The following is a 14,630-nucleotide window of genomic DNA, read 5'->3' as shown; positions in this document are numbered from 1 at the left end:
GCCCCGCAGCGAAGCGGGCAGCAGCGGTCGGACGAACTCCCACTCGGCATCGGACAGCTCATGGCGACGTATCACCCGACCATGATCCACTACCCAAGATCCATTGAAGACACCCCCTAGGACAGAACACCGGTCGCACACCCTCGACGCCGGTGACCGCTGTACTAGGACAGACGACGGAAGGAGCCCACTGTGGCGAACCCCACACAGCCGCCGTACGCCCGGATCGCCGCGGAGCTGCGGCGCCGCATCACCGATGGCGAACTGGCCCCCGGGGAACGGGTGCCCTCCACCCGCCGGCTCGCCCAGGAATGGAACGTCGCACTGGCCACCGCGACCAGGGCACTGACCGTGCTGCGCCAGGAGGGACTCGTACAGGCCAGACCCCGGGTCGGCACCGTCGTCGCGACGCGGCGGCGCCACCCGGCACCCCCTCCCGGACACCGCACCACCGACCACCCCGCCCGGGAGACGGAGGTGACCCGTGAGCGCGTCGTCCGGGCGGCCGTCGCGATCGCCGACGCGGAAGGCCTGGCCGCGCTGTCCATGCGGAGCGTGGCGGCACGCCTCGGTACCGCCACGATGACCGCCTACCGCTACGTGAACGGCAAGGACGACCTGGTGCTCCTGATGGCGGACACCGTCCTCGCCGACCTGCCGCTGCCACACCGCACAGCCGCCGAGAGCGCCGCCACCGCCGGCTGGCGAGGCCGCCTGGAAGCGGGGGCCAGGGCCCTGTGGCAGGTGCACCGCGCCCACCCCTGGCTGGCCCAGATCGGCCCCCTCACCCGCCCATTGCTGCTGCCCAACCTGATGACGTACTCCGAGTGGATGCTCTCGGCGCTGGACGGCCACGGCCTGTCCCCGGCGACCATGCTGAACGTGAACGTCCTCCTCTACAGCCACGTGCAGGGTCTCGCCGTCCAGTCGGAGCGCGAGACGGCGGCCCGCAGCGCCACGGGGCAGACCGATGAGGAGTGGCTGGCGGACCAGTCCACGACGATGACCGCGCTGACCACCTCCGGCGCCTACCCGACCTTCACCCGCGTCGTCGGCGCGCTGGGCCGCGACGGCTACGACCTGCGCCTGGACGAACTGTTCACCCTGGGGCTCACCGCCCTCCTCGACGGCGTCGCCCACTTGCTCGACGAGACGTGAAGCCGGCCGCCCGGCGAGACGCACGAGGCCGGGCCCCCGACCAGACGCGCGATCGACCGCCCGGGGGCGGCGCGAGCCCCTCGCCGCGGGCGGCGATTGCGCGTCCGACTCCCCGCCCCCCCGCTTCGGCAGGCTCCCGTCATGGGGCTCGGCCCCCACAGCGCGATCTCGGCCGCGATGACGGGAAGAAACACAGGACCGTGCCGGTGGAGATGACCGGGCTGGACGCGGCCTCCCCGGCCCTCTTCGGGCTCGGGGGCCCGGCGCGCCCTCCGGCGGACGCCCCGCGGTGAGAGGCTGGGCGCGCAGACGGTTCGCCGGCAGTCCGAAGTCCGCGACCGCACAGAAGGTCGCAGCCGCACCGAAGGAAGGACCGCACATGTCCGCCGCAGGCCACACGATCACCATCGAGGAAGGCACCGAGCGCGTGCGGGCGACGCACGCGGGGCAGGTGCTGGCGGACAGCGACCGCCCGCTGCTGCTGAGCGAGACCGGCTATCCGGTGCGCTACTACCTGCCGCCCGAGGACGTCCGCACGGACCTGCTGACCCCGTCCGAGACCCGCACCCGCTGCCCCTTCAAGGGCACCGCCTCCTACTGGTCGCTGGCCGACGGCAGCGCGCAGGACGTCGCCTGGTCCTACCCCGAACCGCACGCCCGGGTCTCCGAGATCAAGGGCCACCTGTGTTTCGCGGACGTGGAGGTCGGCTGAGGCGCGCCCGTACACACGCCCGAGGGCGGGCACCGCATGGGTGCCCGCCCTCGGGGTGGACGGATCCGGTGGGACGCCCCGTGGGGGTCCCGTGGGAGGCCGGACTCAGAAGTCCATGCCGCCCATGCCACCGGCGGCAGCCGCATCGGCGCCCGCCGCGGCCTTCTCCGGCTTGTCGGCGATGACGGCCTCGGTGGTGAGGAACAGCGCCGCGATGGAGGCGGCGTTCTGCAGCGCGGAGCGCGTCACCTTGGCCGGGTCGAGAATGCCCTCGGCGATCATGTCGACGTACTCGCCGGTGGCCGCGTTCAGGCCGTGGCCCGGGGTCAGGTTGCGCACCTTCTCGGTGATGACACCGCCCTCGAGACCGGCGTTGACCGCGATCTGCTTGAGCGGGGCCTCCAGAGCCAGCTTGACGGCGGCGGCACCGGTGGCCTCGTCGCCCTCCAGCTCCAGCTTCTCGAAGACCGAGGAGGCCTGCAGCAGGGCCACGCCACCGCCGGCGACGATGCCCTCCTCGACGGCCGCCTTCGCGTTGCGAACGGCGTCCTCGATGCGGTGCTTGCGCTCCTTGAGCTCGACCTCGGTGGCGGCACCGGCCTTGATGACGGCCACGCCGCCGGCCAGCTTCGCCAGGCGCTCCTGGAGCTTCTCGCGGTCGTAGTCCGAGTCGCTGTTCTCGATCTCGGCGCGGATCTGGTTGACCCGGCCCCCGACCTGCTCGCTGTCGCCCGCACCGTCGACGATGGTGGTCTCGTCCTTGGTGATCTGGACCTTGCGGGCGCGGCCCAGCAGGTCCAGGGAGGCGTTCTCCAGCTTGAGGCCGACCTCCTCGGAGATGACCTGGCCACCGGTGAGGATGGCGATGTCACCGAGCATGGCCTTGCGGCGGTCGCCGAAGCCCGGGGCCTTGACGGCGACGGACTTGAAGGTGCCGCGGATCTTGTTCACGACCAGCGTGGACAGGGCCTCGCCCTCGACGTCCTCCGCGATGATCAGCAGCGGCTTGCCCGACTGCATGACCTTCTCCAGCAGCGGAAGGAGGTCCTTCACGTTGCTGATCTTGGAGTTGACGATGAGGATGTAGGGGTCCTCGAGCTCCGCCTCCATGCGCTCCATGTCGGTGGCGAAGTAGGCGGAGATGTAGCCCTTGTCGAAGCGCATGCCCTCGGTGAGCTCCAGCTCGAGCCCGAAGGTCTGCGACTCCTCGACGGTGATGACGCCTTCCTTGCCGACCTTGTCCATGGCCTCGGCGATCAGCTCGCCGATCTGGGTGTCAGCGGCGGAGATGGAGGCGGTGGAGGCGATCTGCTCCTTGGTCTCCACGTCCTTGGCCTGCTCCAGCAGGGCGGCGGAGACGGCCTCGGTGGCCTTCTCGATGCCGCGCTTGAGCGCCATCGGGTTGGCACCCGCGGCGACGTTGCGCAGCCCCTCGCGGACCAGCGCCTGAGCCAGGACGGTCGCGGTCGTCGTGCCGTCACCGGCCACGTCGTCCGTCTTCTTGGCGACCTCCTTGACCAGCTCGGCGCCGATCTTCTCGTAGGAGTCCTCGAGCTCGATCTCCTTGGCGATGGAGACGCCGTCGTTGGTGATGGTGGGGGCGCCCCACTTCTTCTCCAGAACGACGTTGCGGCCCTTCGGGCCGAGCGTGACCTTGACGGCGTCGGCAAGCTGGTTCATGCCACGCTCAAGACCGCGCCGCGCCTCCTCGTCAAAGGCGATGATCTTGGCCATGTGGGTTGGTCCTCCCTGGATTCCCCCATGCCCGACGCAAGGGGAGGGTTGGATTGCTCCGGACCGCGTGGCGCCCGCGACGGACGGCCTGCGGCCCCGGCGGTCCCTTCCCCGCCCAGCCCGCGGACCTCACCGACCCGGTCCTTGTCTGTCACTCTCACTCGTAGAGTGCTAACCCAATGATTAGCACTCGGGCATGCTGAGTGCAAGCGGCTCCGAAGGAGTCTCCGTGAGGGGTGGTGGTCGGGCGACGGGGGGGCGCAAGCGGCTCCGAAGGAGTCTCCGTGAGGGGTGGCGGTCGGGCGACGGGGGGGCGCAAGCGGCTCCGAAGGAGTCTCCATGAGGGGTGGCGGTCGGGCGACGGGGGGGCGCAAGCGGCTCCGAAGGAGTCCCCATGAGGGGTGGCGGTTGGTGGGGGCACCTCCCGGCCGGAGGCTGGGGGAGGCTCCGGGCATCAGTAAGGGGCCGCCCCCCGTAGGGTGCGGCCCCTTACTGTTCGAGGTCTGCGCCTCCGCGCAGTCCGGCGACACTCAGCCGGTCACGCGGACCATGTCCGCCTGCGGCCCTTTCTGACCCTGCGAGATCTCGAACTCGACCCGCTGTCCTTCGTCGAGAGTGCGGTACCCGTCCATCTGGATCGCGCTGTAGTGGACGAACACGTCCGCACCACCGTCGACCGCGATGAAGCCGTACCCCTTCTCCGCGTTGAACCACTTGACGGTGCCCTGAGCCATTCCTAACTCCCCTATTACTGGCCCTTGCACGAGCCCGCACTTCGCGAACCCGGGTCAGACCTCACCCCCACGAGCGAGCGGGGGCGTGCGCCGGAACGCGTCGACCGCCGCTGAATGTATCTGCACGGACGCCCTGTGCAACAGGTCAATCGGACGAGAATTCTGGGCACGGTTGATCGGAAAAACCGCCTCAACTCCGGTGCTACCAGGGCAAGTCGGGCCAGGCATACGGGGTCAACACGACAATTGCCACAGCGTTTTCGGCACCAACTTGTCGCGCCGTCGTTCGCGCGCTCATATGCGTCCGGCAAGCGGCGGTGCAGCACCTCGGGGAACTGCCGTCACTCTACCGCCTTCCGAAACGCGGAATCGCCCCCTCCGGATCAAATCCGGAGGGGGCGATTCCGCGGTCGGTCGGATCTCAGAAGCCGGGATTCAGCCGCCGGACGTTCAGCCGCCGGCCACCGCCGGGATGATGGAGACGCCCGCGCCGTCCGGCGTCGGCGTCTGGAGGCCCTGTTCGAACCTGACGTCGTCGTCGTTGACGTAGACGTTCACGAAACGGCGCAGCTTGCCCGTGTCGTCGAGGACGCGGGCGCTGATCCCCGTGTGGTTCTGTTCCAGGTCCGACAGCACCTCGGCGAGGGTGCCGCCCTCGGCGGTGACCTCCGCCTGGCCGCCGGTGTAGGTGCGCAGGATGGTCGGGATCCGGACGTTCACGCTCATTTTCGCATCTTCCTTACGTGGTGGGGTTGCCGCGGGCCGGGGCGGGAAGCGGCTGGTCAGGCCAGGCCGGCGGCGCGGAACGCGTCGAGGTTGGGCCGGATGACGGCGGTGGGCCGGGAAGAGGGCGCCACGGCGTCCAGCGTCTTGAGGCCGTCACCGGTGTTGAGGACCACCGTCGTCAGGGTGGGGTCGATCGCCCCCGACTCGATCAGCTTGCGCGTCACACCCAGCGTGACGCCGCCCGCCGTCTCCGCGAACACGCCTTCCGTCCGTGCGAGCAGCTTCATGGCGTCCACGATCTGCTCGTCATCGACGTCGTCGACGGCTCCACCGGTCCGCTTGCAGATGTCGATGACGTACGGACCGTCAGCGGGGTCGCCGATGGCGAGGGACTTGGCGACGGTGTCGGGCTGCTTGACGGGGCGCACGGCGTCCGTCCCGTCCTTGTAGGCGCGGGAGACCGGCGAGCAGCCCTCGGCCTGGGCTGCGAAGATCCGGAACGGTTTGTCCTCGACGAGCCCGAGGCTGATCAGCTCGCGCAGCCCCTTGTCGATCTTCACGAGCTGGCATCCCGAGGCGACGGGAATGACGATCTGGTCGGGCAGCCGCCAGCCGAGCTGCTCGCAGATCTCGTACGCCAGCGATTTGGAGCCCTCGGCGTAGAAGGGCCGCAGGTTGACGTTGGTGAAGCCCCAGCCCTCGCCGAGCGGGTCGCCGATCAGCTCGGAGCAGAAGCGGTTCACGTCGTCGTACGTGCCGTCGATCGCCACCAGGTCGCCGCCGTAGACCGCGGCCATCACGACCTTGGACTGCTCCAAGCCGTCGGGGATGAACACGCAGCTGCGCAGCCCCGCGCGGGAGGCGGCCGCCCCCACGGCACCGGCCAGGTTGCCGGTCGAGGAGCAGGACAGCGTGGTGAAGCCGAAGGCGCGGGCGGCCTCCAGGGCGATGGCGACCGGGCGGTCCTTGAAGGAGTGGGTGGGGTTGCCCGAGTCGTCCTTGACGTAGAGCCCGCCGGTCACGCCCAGCTCGGCGGCGAGCCGGTCGGCCTGCACCAGCTGCGTGAAGCCGGGGTTGAGGTTCGGTTTGGCGGCGACGTCGGAGGGCACCGGCAGCAGCGGTGCGTAGCGCCACATCGAGGCGGGACCTGACTCGATGCGCCTGCGCAGTCCCTCCGGGTCACCGGTCGGCAGCTCGTAGGCGACTTCGAGCGGGCCGAAACACTCCAGGCACACGAAGCTGGGGCCCAGCGGGGTGCGGGTGCCGCACTCGCGGCAGGAGAGGGCGACGGCCGCGCCCAGGTCGTAGGGCGCCGAGGCGTCGGAGGCGGTGGTGCTGTTCGCTGCAACGGTTTGCACAGCCATGTGAGGCGAGGCCCTTTCTCCTCATCTTCCCCGTGTCGTATCTCGCCACGGGCCGGAATTGGCACCGTCCCCACGAGGCGGTCTCGCCACAGCTGTCCGCGTACGCGCGGATCGCGGGATGGTTGCCGGGGCTTCAACGGGCCGTTCCCTCTGCCCCTCTGGATGAGCTGCACTATGGCGCCGGGCGGTCGGGCCGCTCGGGCGTTTGTTCGCGGGCCCCCGAGATGCGGAGGTCACCTGCGTTGTTCAAGACTGTAACCGACGGCGGTCACGCTTGAGAGGGACGTCCGAACCGCGAGATGGATCACCGCTGACCGTCCGTAGCTCCCCAGTCGGACCACAGGAAGGCGCGCACGTGCTCGATGAAGTGGGCCAATGGCTGCGGCGCCGCTCCTGGCGCGCCGCCGACCGGCCGCTTGAGGCGCTCCTGGCGGCCAAGCGGCGCACCGGCACCACGGTCAGCGTGGTGCTGCCGGCACTCAACGAGGAAGCCACCGTCGGCGACATCGTCTCGATCATCCGCCGCGAGCTGGCCTCCCCCCACCCGGCCACCGGAACGTCCCTGGTGGACGAGGTGATCGTCATGAACTCGGGCTCCACCGACGCCACCGGCGCGGTCGCGGCGGCGGCCGGGGCCCGGGTCGTGCACCGTGACGAAGTGCTGCCCCGGGTAGCGGCCAGGCCCGGCAAGGGCGAGGTGCTGTGGCGCTCACTGATGGTGACGCGCGGTGACATCGTCTGCTTCGTCGACGCCGATCTGCGCGAGTTCTCGCCCGACTTCGTCACCGGCATCGTCGGCCCGCTGCTGACCGAACCCGACGTGCAGCTGGTCAAGGCGATGTACGACCGTCCGCTGCGGGACAGCCCGGCGGGCGGCGGGCGGGTGACCGAGCTGGTGGCGCGGCCCCTGCTCAACCTGCACTGGCCGCGCCTGGCCGGCCTCGTGCAGCCGCTGGGCGGCGAGTACGCGGCGCGCAGGTCGCTGCTGGAGCGGCTGCCGTTCCCGGTCGGGTACGGGGTGGAGCTGGGGCTGCTCGTCGACGCGCTGGAGCTGGTCGGTCTCGACGCGCTGGCGCAGGTCGACGTGGGAGTGCGTCTGCACCGCAACCAGGACGGGCTGGCGCTGGGCCGGATGGCCACCGCCATCTACGCCACGGCGCAGCGCCGCATCGAACGCGGAGTCGGTCTCGACGGCGGCCCGGGCGGTCACCGCGACGGTCCGAGCGTGCTGGGCGGACGGTCGGGGGTGACGCCGCTGACCCAGTTCGAGCGGGGCGAGGGGGGCACCTTCGAGCCGCGCGGCCACCTGGTGGACGCGGAGGAGCGCCCGCCGATGTGCACGGTGCCCGAATACGGGCAGCGGCGGGTGGCGGCGTGACGGCGCCGCACGCGGAGCGTGTCCGGGTTCGCCACGCGCGGGGGGTTCGGCGGCCACGCGTACGTTTGAGCGGATTCGGGGGCGGCTAGGCTCCGCGCATGGTCGCTGGAGCAACATCACCGAAGGCCTCTTCTTCCGCGTCGCCGCAGGTACTCGTCGCGTCCAACCGCGGGCCCGTGTCCTACACGCGCGCGGAGGACGGCACGCTCACCGCCAAGCGGGGCGGCGGCGGCCTCGTCTCCGGCCTGTCGGCCATCGGGCCCGAAACGGACGCGGTGTGGGTGTGCGCGGCGCTCGGCGAGGGCGACCGCGAGGCGGCCCGGCGTACGGGCGGCCGTCTGGACCGCGGGGAGACCGGGGGCCAGGCCGTCCGGATGCTCGACATTCCGGCGGAGACGTTCGAGGCCGCCTACCACGGCGTGGCCAACTCGGTGCTGTGGTTCACCCACCACATGCTGTACCAGACACCTCTCGAACCCGCGTTCGACGAGGGGTTCACCCGCCAGTGGGCGCGGTACGAGACGTACAACGCCGCCTTCGCCGACGCCCTCGCGCAGGAGGCCGAGCAGGGCGCCACCGTGCTGGTGCAGGACTACCACCTCACCCTCGTCCCCCTGCTCCTTCGTGAGCGCCGACCCGACCTGCGGATCGGCCACTTCTCCCACACCCCCTGGGCGCCCGCCGACTACTACAGGCTGCTGCCCGACGATGTCGCGGCAGACGTCCTGCGCGGCATGCTCGGCGCCGATCGCACCGCGTTCCTGACCACCCGCTGGGCCCGCCTGTTCACCGAGTGCTGCGAGCGGGTGCTCGGCGCGGACGTCACCACGGAGGGCGGCACGCTGTCCGTGACGTACGAGGGCCGCACGACCCGGATCGGGGTGCATCCGCTGGGCGCCGACGGCGACTTCCTGCGCGAGCGGGCGCACCGTGACGACGTCGCGGAACGGAGGGCCCAGCTGCGGGACCAGGTGGGCACCGGACCCGACGGGCTGCCGCGCCGGACCCTGGTGCGGGTCGACCGCACCGAGCTGTCCAAGAACATCGTGCGCGGCCTGCACGCCTACTCCAGGCTGCTCACCGACCGCCCCGAGTGGCGCGAGCACGTCGTCCACCTCGCCTTCGCCTACCCCTCGCGCCAGGACCTCGCCGTCTACCGCGACTACACCGCCGAGGTCGGCCGGGTCGCCGACGAGATCAACTCCGCCTTCGGCACCCCCGGGTGGACGCCCGTCCTCCTGCACGTCAAGGACGACTTCGCGCGCTCGCTCGCGGCGTACCGGATGGCGGACGTCGCGCTCGTGAACCCCATCCGCGACGGAATGAACCTCGTCGCCAAGGAGATCCCCGTGGTCTCGGACGAGGGCTGCGCGCTGGTGCTCTCGCGGGAGGCGGGCGCGCACGAGGAGATGGCGGCCGACGCCTTCTGCGTCAACCCGTTCGACGTACGTCAGACGGCGGACGCCGTGCACGCGGCGCTCCTGCTCGACGCGCCCACCAGGGCGTCGCGCTCCCGCCGCCTGGCCGAGACGGCCACCGCGCACCCGCCCACCCGCTGGCTCCTCGACCAGCTGCGGGAGCTAGCGTGACGCGGTGAGCCCCTCCGCGAGGCCGTTCAGCCAGCGCACCAGGCCCGCCGGGCCCCGCACCGTCACGTCCGCGCGCTCGGCGAGCCCGGGGACGGTCTCGTTCCCGGCCTGCGGGGCGCTGTAGAGCAGCAGGCCCGGCACTCCGTCACCCCTCAAGGCGGTGACGGTCTCGTAGGCGGGCAGGTCGCCCAGGTCGTCGCCCGCGTAGGCGACGACGCCCGCGCGCTTCTCGCGTACGTAGTCCGCCAGCGCGGCGCCCTTGTCCGCGCCCGGGGGCCGCAGTTCGAGGACCATGCGGCCCGGTTCGACCATCAGCCCGTGCCGCTCGGCGAGGGCGTGCAGGGGGGCGCGCAGAAGGTCGAGGGCCTCGTCGGGCGAGGCCGTGCGCCGAGTGTGCACCGCGAGCGCTCTGCCCTTGTCCTCCGTCCAGGTACCGTCCGGCGCGCCCGCCTGGCGCAGCAGCGCGGGGAGTTCGGCGCGAACGGCGGCCACCCCGGGCGGGGGCTCGGGGGCGTGGACGGAGCCGTCGGCCGCCTCCCACCGTTCCGCGCCGTAGGCGCCCAGGACGGTCAGTCCTTCGAGCCCGGCCGCGCCCTCGAAGCCGCCGAAGCGCACGGCGTCGGCCGCGGGCCGGCCGGTGATCACCGCGATGCCCGCCAGGCGCGGGGCGAGCCGGGCGAGCGCCGGCACCGCGTCGGGGTGGGCGCGCGCCGTTCGCGGGTCGGCGACGATGGGCGCCAGGGTGCCGTCGAAGTCGAAGGCCAGTACGGCGCGTTCGGGCTCGGCGCGGAGCGCGGCGAGCCCCGCGCGCCCCTCCTGCGTCCGCGGCTCGGGCAGGGATTCAGGCGACATGACCGCACCCTAACCAGGCCGGCGCCGCCGCGGCCCGCAGCGGACGCGGTCGCGTCAGCGGGTACGTCGCGTCAGCGGGTACGTCGCGTCAGCGGGTGCGGTCGCGTCAGCGGGTGCGGTCGCGGTTCACCTGCCGCAGCCGCCGCAGCCTGTTGACCGTCACGGGGTCGTACTCCGCTGCCCGCGCGTCGTCGAGCAGGGCGTTCACGTACTGGTAGTAGCGGACCGGAGACATGCCGAGCCGTTCCCTGACGGCCCGCTCCTTCTCGCCAGGCGAGGACCAGCCGCGCGCGGCGAAGGCCAGCACCGCCCTGTCCTCGTCCGAGAGACCCGCCGCGGCACCGACGCCCGCGGGCTCCGCGTCGCGGTCGCCCGCGCGCGCGTCCTCCGCGTCGCCGGTGTCCCCCTTCGATGCGCTCATCCCTCCACGGTACGGCGCCCCTACGACTCCGCCCTCACGACTGCCGCTACGAGTCCGCCTTCTCGGCCGCCTCCGCCTTGCGCTGGAGCGCGGTCAGCACGGCCTTGGGGTCGCCGCCCTTCATCGCGGCCTTGCCCACGGACTTCTTGAGGGCCGCGTTGGTACCGGTCCACGAGACCTTGCCCACCGGATAGAACTCGGCGCCGGCGAGCTGGTCGAGAAAGGGCCACAGCTTCTTGTGCTTCTTGTCCTTGCGCATCCGCTCCGAGGCGCTGGTGGTCACGGGCAGCAGCCCGTACCGGGAGGCGAAGGCGTAGTGGTTCTTCTCCTCGTAGACGAAGGAGAGGAACTTGCCGCACGCCTCGCGGTGGTCGTTCTTCTTGAAGGCCATCATCCAGTCGCCGACGCCCAGGGTGCCGTCCGCGGGCCCGTCCCGGCCCGGCAGCTTGCCGGTGCCGTAGGCGAGGCCCTTCTTGTCGGCCTGCTGCACCAGGGTGGGGTGTCCGTTCAGGACGCCGACCTTGCCGGCGCTGAACGCCTCGAAGAGCTTCTGGCGGTCGACGCGCTGCGGTTCGGGCTCCGTGTAGCCGGGCACGACGAGGTTGTCGCGCAGCCACTCCATCGTCTCGATGTTCTCGGGAGAGTTGATCGTGTAGTTGCCGACGCTGTCGACGTAGGAGCCGCCGTTGCCGAGGCACCACATCAGGGCCTCGCCCTGGGCCTCCTCAGGGCCGAGCGGCAGTCCGTAGGGGATCTCGACCCCGGCCTGCTTGAGTTTGCGGGCGGCCGACTGCAGCGCCTCCCAGCTCTCCGGCGGCTTGTCCGGATCGAGCCCCGCCTTGGCGAAGAGGTCCTTGTTGTACATGAGGACCCGGGTGCTGGTGACGAACGGCAGGCCGTACTGGACGCGCTGCACCTCGCCGGCCTCGGCGAGCGAGACGAGGAATTCGGCCTGGACGGGTATCGGGAGCAGCTCACTGACCTTGTAGAGCTTTCCCTCGGCGGCCCAGCTGGCGTACGAGTCGACCTGGGCGATGTCGGGCGGGTTGCCAGAGTCGACCATGTCGCCGAGCTTCTTGCCGATGTCGTTCCAGCTGTACACGGTGACGTCGACGGAGATCTCGGGGTTTTTCCTGGTGAAGGCGTCGGCGAGTTTCTGCCAGTAGATCTTCGAGCTGTTGTCGGCTCCCGGGTTGCCGTAGTCGGCCGCGACGAGCTTCAACGTGACATCGCCGGATCCAGGGCCACTGCCGCAGCCGCTCAGAGCGGTCATTCCCGCCGCTGAGGCCACCCCGGTCGCGGCCATACCCAGAAATCGACGCCGATCCATCTGCTTCCCTGCCCCTTTAGAGCCTGCGAACCCTCAGAACGTGCTCCGTGCCGCGGACCCTCTGGCACCACCAATCCCCCTGGCACCACCAACCCCGGTCCGTTGAGCGGGAGTCTCCCTCCGTGACCCCCGCACCGTCTACAGATGATCGATACCGGTAAGGAATCAGCTTGGCTTCCGTTCGATCCCCGTAAAAGAATTCCGTGCTCGGATGATTTAGCCTCCTCCCTTCGCCTGCGAAGACGTACCGATCGCCTGCGAAGGCGTACCGAATGCCCCGCACACGGGCTCGTATCCGCCGGACGGGAACAGGCGCGCATCCGCCGCGGGTCAGCGGCTGGTGCGCCTTCGGGGAGGGAGCGCGCGAGAAGAAGATCCCCGGAGTGGACTAGACCTTTACGGTGCTCACGCGGGAGACTGTCCCGCGTGAGCACCCCTGACGAGGCCCCCACCGCACCCCCCACGCGGCCCCCGCACCCGACGCCGGCCGCGCGGTACGTCATCGCCCTCGACGTCGGCGGCACCGGCATGAAGGCCGCCCTCATCGGCACCGGCAACGAGCTGCTGCACGAGGCGCGGCGGGCGACAGGCCGCGAACGCGGCCCCGAGGCCGTGGTCGAGGGCGTGCTCGACTTCGCCGCCGAACTGCGCTCCCTGGGCCTGGAGCGGTACGGCACCGAGCCGTCCGCCGCCGGCGTGGCGGTACCCGGCATCGTCGACGACGAGCGGGGCGTCGCCGTCTTCTCCGCCAACCTCGGCTGGCGCGACGTCCCCTTCCGCGCGCTGCTGAGCGAACGCCTCGGCCGGGGCAGGGCCGCCCAACTGGCGCCGCTGCCCGTGGCGCTCGGGCACGACGTGCGCACCGGCGGGCTCGCGGAGGGCCGCATCGGCGCGGGCGAGGGCGTGGACCGGTACCTGTTCGTACCGCTGGGCACCGGCATCGCGGGCGCCATCGGCATCGGCACGACCGTCGAGCCGGGGGCGCACGGCAGCGCCGGGGAGATCGGACACATCGTCGTACGCCCCGACGGGCCCCCGTGCGGCTGCGGGCAGCGCGGCTGCCTGGAGCGGCTCGCGTCGGCCTCGGCGGTCGGCGCGGCGTGGGCCGAGGCCTGCGGAGACCCTCAGGCGACGGCGGCGGACGCCGCCAAGGCCGTCGCGTCGGGCGACCCGCGCGCGGCGAAGGTGTGGGCCGAGGCGATCGACGCGCTCGCCACCGGCCTGGTCACGGGCCTCACCCTGCTCGACCCGCGCACACTGATCATCGGCGGTGGCCTCGCCGAGGCGGGCGACACCCTCTTCGTTCCGCTCCGGGAGGCGGTCCGCGAGAAGGTCACCTTCCAGCCACTCCCGGCCATCGTGCCCGCGGCGCTCGGTGACGCCGCCGGCTGCCTGGGTGCGGGCCTCCTCGCCTGGGACCTACTGACCGCGGAGGTTGCGAGCCGATGAGCAAGCGAACGGTGCTGACCGGCGCCCGTGTGGTGCTGCCGGACGGGGTGCGCGAAGACGCCACGGTGACCGTCGAGGACCGCCATCTGGTGGACGGCGCGGGACCGGGCGAGGCCGAGGAACTCGACCTGGGCGGTCACTGGATCGTGCCCGGCTTCGTCGACATGCACGTCCACGGCGGGGGCGGCGCGTCCTTCTCGGCGGCCAGCCACGACGAGTCGCTGACCGTCATCGACACCCACCGCAGACACGGCACCACCACCATGGCCGCCTCCACCGTCACCGGCGACCTGGACGACCTGTCCCGGCAGGCGGGATCCCTCAGCGAACTGGTCGAACAGGGCGAGCTGGCCGGCATCCACTTCGAGGGGCCGTTCATCGCCTGCAACCGGCGCGGCGCCCACGAGGAGTCGCTGCTGCGCGACCCCGACCCCGGTGACGTGCGCAAGCTGCTGGACGCCGCGCGCGGCCACGCGGTGATGATGACGCTGGCCCCCGAGCGCCCCGGCGGCCTGGACTCGGTGCGGCTGCTGGCCGACAGCGGCGTCATCGCCGCCGTCGGACACACCGACGGCAGCTACGAGTCCACCAGGGAGGCCATCGACGCCGGTGCGACGGTGGCCACCCATCTGTTCAACGCCATGCCGCCGCTCGGCCACCGCGCCCCCGGCCCGGTGACCGCGCTGCTGGAAGACCCCCGCGTCACCGTCGAACTGATCAACGACGGCATCCACCTGCACCCCGCGGCGCTCCAGTTGGCGTTCCGCGCCGCCGGCGCCGACCGGGTCGCCTTCATCACCGACGCCATGGGCGCGGCCGGCATGGGCGACGGCCGCTACCCGCTCGGCAATCTGGAGGTCGAGGTCCGCGAGGGCGTGGCCCGGCTGGTCGAGGGCGACTCGATCGCGGGCTCCACCCTGACCCTGGACCGCGCCTTCAAGCGGGCGGTCACCGTCGACGGGCTGCCGGTCACCGACGCGGTCGCCGCGCTGTCCGCCAACCCGGCGCGGCTGCTGGGCGTGGCCGACCGCGTGGGCTCGCTGGAGCCCGGCAAGCTGGCCGACCTGGTGGTGCTCGACCAGCAGTTCGAGCCGGCCGGCGTCATGCGTCACGGCACCTGGGTGGTGCCCCCGCACACCCCCTGAGCTGGCACGGGGGGTCGCCGGGTCGCCGTTCCAATGGC

Annotated in this window: 13 protein-coding genes and 1 riboswitch; of the genes, 6 read left to right on the top strand and 7 right to left on the bottom strand. The window is 71.7% G+C overall.

Annotation, left to right across the window (positions count from 1 at the left end):
• Positions 1-192 precede the first annotated feature (192 nt).
• Both DTL70_RS01255 and DTL70_RS01245 read left to right on the top strand, forming a co-directional pair.
• Positions 193-1,158 (top strand): GntR family transcriptional regulator, encoded by a 966-nt coding sequence (locus tag DTL70_RS01255; RefSeq protein WP_114019941.1) that lies wholly within the window; start codon positions 193-195, stop codon positions 1,156-1,158.
• 379 nt (positions 1,159-1,537) lie between these two features.
• Positions 1,538-1,870, top strand: a complete 333-nt coding sequence (locus DTL70_RS01245) for a DUF427 domain-containing protein (RefSeq protein WP_114019939.1) — start codon at positions 1,538-1,540, stop codon at positions 1,868-1,870.
• 105 nt (positions 1,871-1,975) lie between these two features.
• Here DTL70_RS01245 and groL read toward each other — a convergent pair whose 3' ends face one another.
• From groL to thrC, 4 genes are all read right to left on the bottom strand, one after another.
• The gene (gene groL, locus DTL70_RS01240; RefSeq protein WP_114019938.1) at positions 1,976-3,604 is read right to left on the bottom strand and encodes a chaperonin GroEL; all 1,629 of its coding nucleotides are present in this window, start codon (positions 3,602-3,604) and stop codon (positions 1,976-1,978) included.
• Positions 3,605-4,134: 530 nt separating this feature from the next.
• On the bottom strand, positions 4,135-4,338 hold the full coding sequence (locus DTL70_RS01235) for a cold-shock protein (protein WP_016472377.1): 204 nt from the start codon (positions 4,336-4,338) through the stop codon (positions 4,135-4,137).
• A 450-nt stretch (positions 4,339-4,788) separates the two neighbouring features.
• Positions 4,789-5,064, bottom strand: coding sequence for a MoaD/ThiS family protein (locus DTL70_RS01230; RefSeq protein WP_114016164.1), 276 nt, complete (start codon positions 5,062-5,064; stop codon positions 4,789-4,791).
• 56 nt (positions 5,065-5,120) lie between these two features.
• Entirely contained in the window at positions 5,121-6,428 is a 1,308-nt protein-coding gene (gene thrC, locus DTL70_RS01225; protein ID WP_181860721.1) for a threonine synthase, read from the bottom strand.
• An 18-nt stretch (positions 6,429-6,446) separates the two neighbouring features.
• Positions 6,447-6,597, bottom strand: a riboswitch (SAM riboswitch).
• 186 nt (positions 6,598-6,783) lie between these two features.
• Between thrC and DTL70_RS01220 the strand changes: the two genes are divergently transcribed.
• Entirely contained in the window at positions 6,784-7,806 is a 1,023-nt protein-coding gene (locus DTL70_RS01220; RefSeq protein WP_114019937.1) for a glucosyl-3-phosphoglycerate synthase, read from the top strand.
• 98 nt (positions 7,807-7,904) lie between these two features.
• On the top strand, positions 7,905-9,395 hold the full coding sequence (locus DTL70_RS01215) for an alpha,alpha-trehalose-phosphate synthase (UDP-forming) (RefSeq protein WP_114019936.1): 1,491 nt from the start codon (positions 7,905-7,907) through the stop codon (positions 9,393-9,395).
• Here DTL70_RS01215 and otsB read toward each other — a convergent pair.
• The 3 genes from otsB to DTL70_RS01200 all read right to left on the bottom strand — a co-directional run bounded on the left by otsB (position 9,387) and on the right by DTL70_RS01200 (position 11,974).
• The gene (otsB, locus tag DTL70_RS01210) at positions 9,387-10,247 is read right to left on the bottom strand and encodes a trehalose-phosphatase (protein ID WP_114019935.1); all 861 of its coding nucleotides are present in this window, start codon (positions 10,245-10,247) and stop codon (positions 9,387-9,389) included. The genes DTL70_RS01215 and otsB overlap by 9 nt on opposite strands.
• A gap of 106 nt (positions 10,248-10,353) precedes the next feature.
• A complete protein-coding gene (locus tag DTL70_RS01205) occupies positions 10,354-10,668 on the bottom strand; it encodes a DUF3263 domain-containing protein (RefSeq protein WP_114019934.1) in 315 nt (104 codons plus the stop codon).
• A gap of 46 nt (positions 10,669-10,714) precedes the next feature.
• Positions 10,715-11,974 (bottom strand): extracellular solute-binding protein, encoded by a 1,260-nt coding sequence (locus DTL70_RS01200; protein ID WP_181860720.1) that lies wholly within the window; start codon positions 11,972-11,974, stop codon positions 10,715-10,717.
• Between the two features lie 525 nt (positions 11,975-12,499).
• On the opposite strand from DTL70_RS01200, the gene DTL70_RS01195 reads away from it, so the two are divergent.
• Positions 12,500-13,447: an ROK family protein gene (locus DTL70_RS01195; RefSeq protein ID WP_281278642.1), complete on the top strand. Its 948-nt coding sequence runs from the start codon at positions 12,500-12,502 to the stop codon at positions 13,445-13,447.
• Complete coding sequence (nagA, locus tag DTL70_RS01190; RefSeq protein ID WP_114019931.1) at positions 13,444-14,592, top strand: N-acetylglucosamine-6-phosphate deacetylase; 1,149 nt, start codon at positions 13,444-13,446, stop codon at positions 14,590-14,592. The genes DTL70_RS01195 and nagA overlap by 4 nt, the downstream gene beginning before the upstream one ends.
• Positions 14,593-14,630 lie beyond the last annotated feature (38 nt).

Source organism: Streptomyces diacarni (assembly GCF_003323715.1).
Classification (GTDB): domain Bacteria; phylum Actinomycetota; class Actinomycetes; order Streptomycetales; family Streptomycetaceae; genus Streptomyces; species Streptomyces diacarni.
The sequence above is the reverse complement of the archived record's forward strand: the minus strand, read 5'-3'. Positions and strand labels throughout refer to the sequence as shown.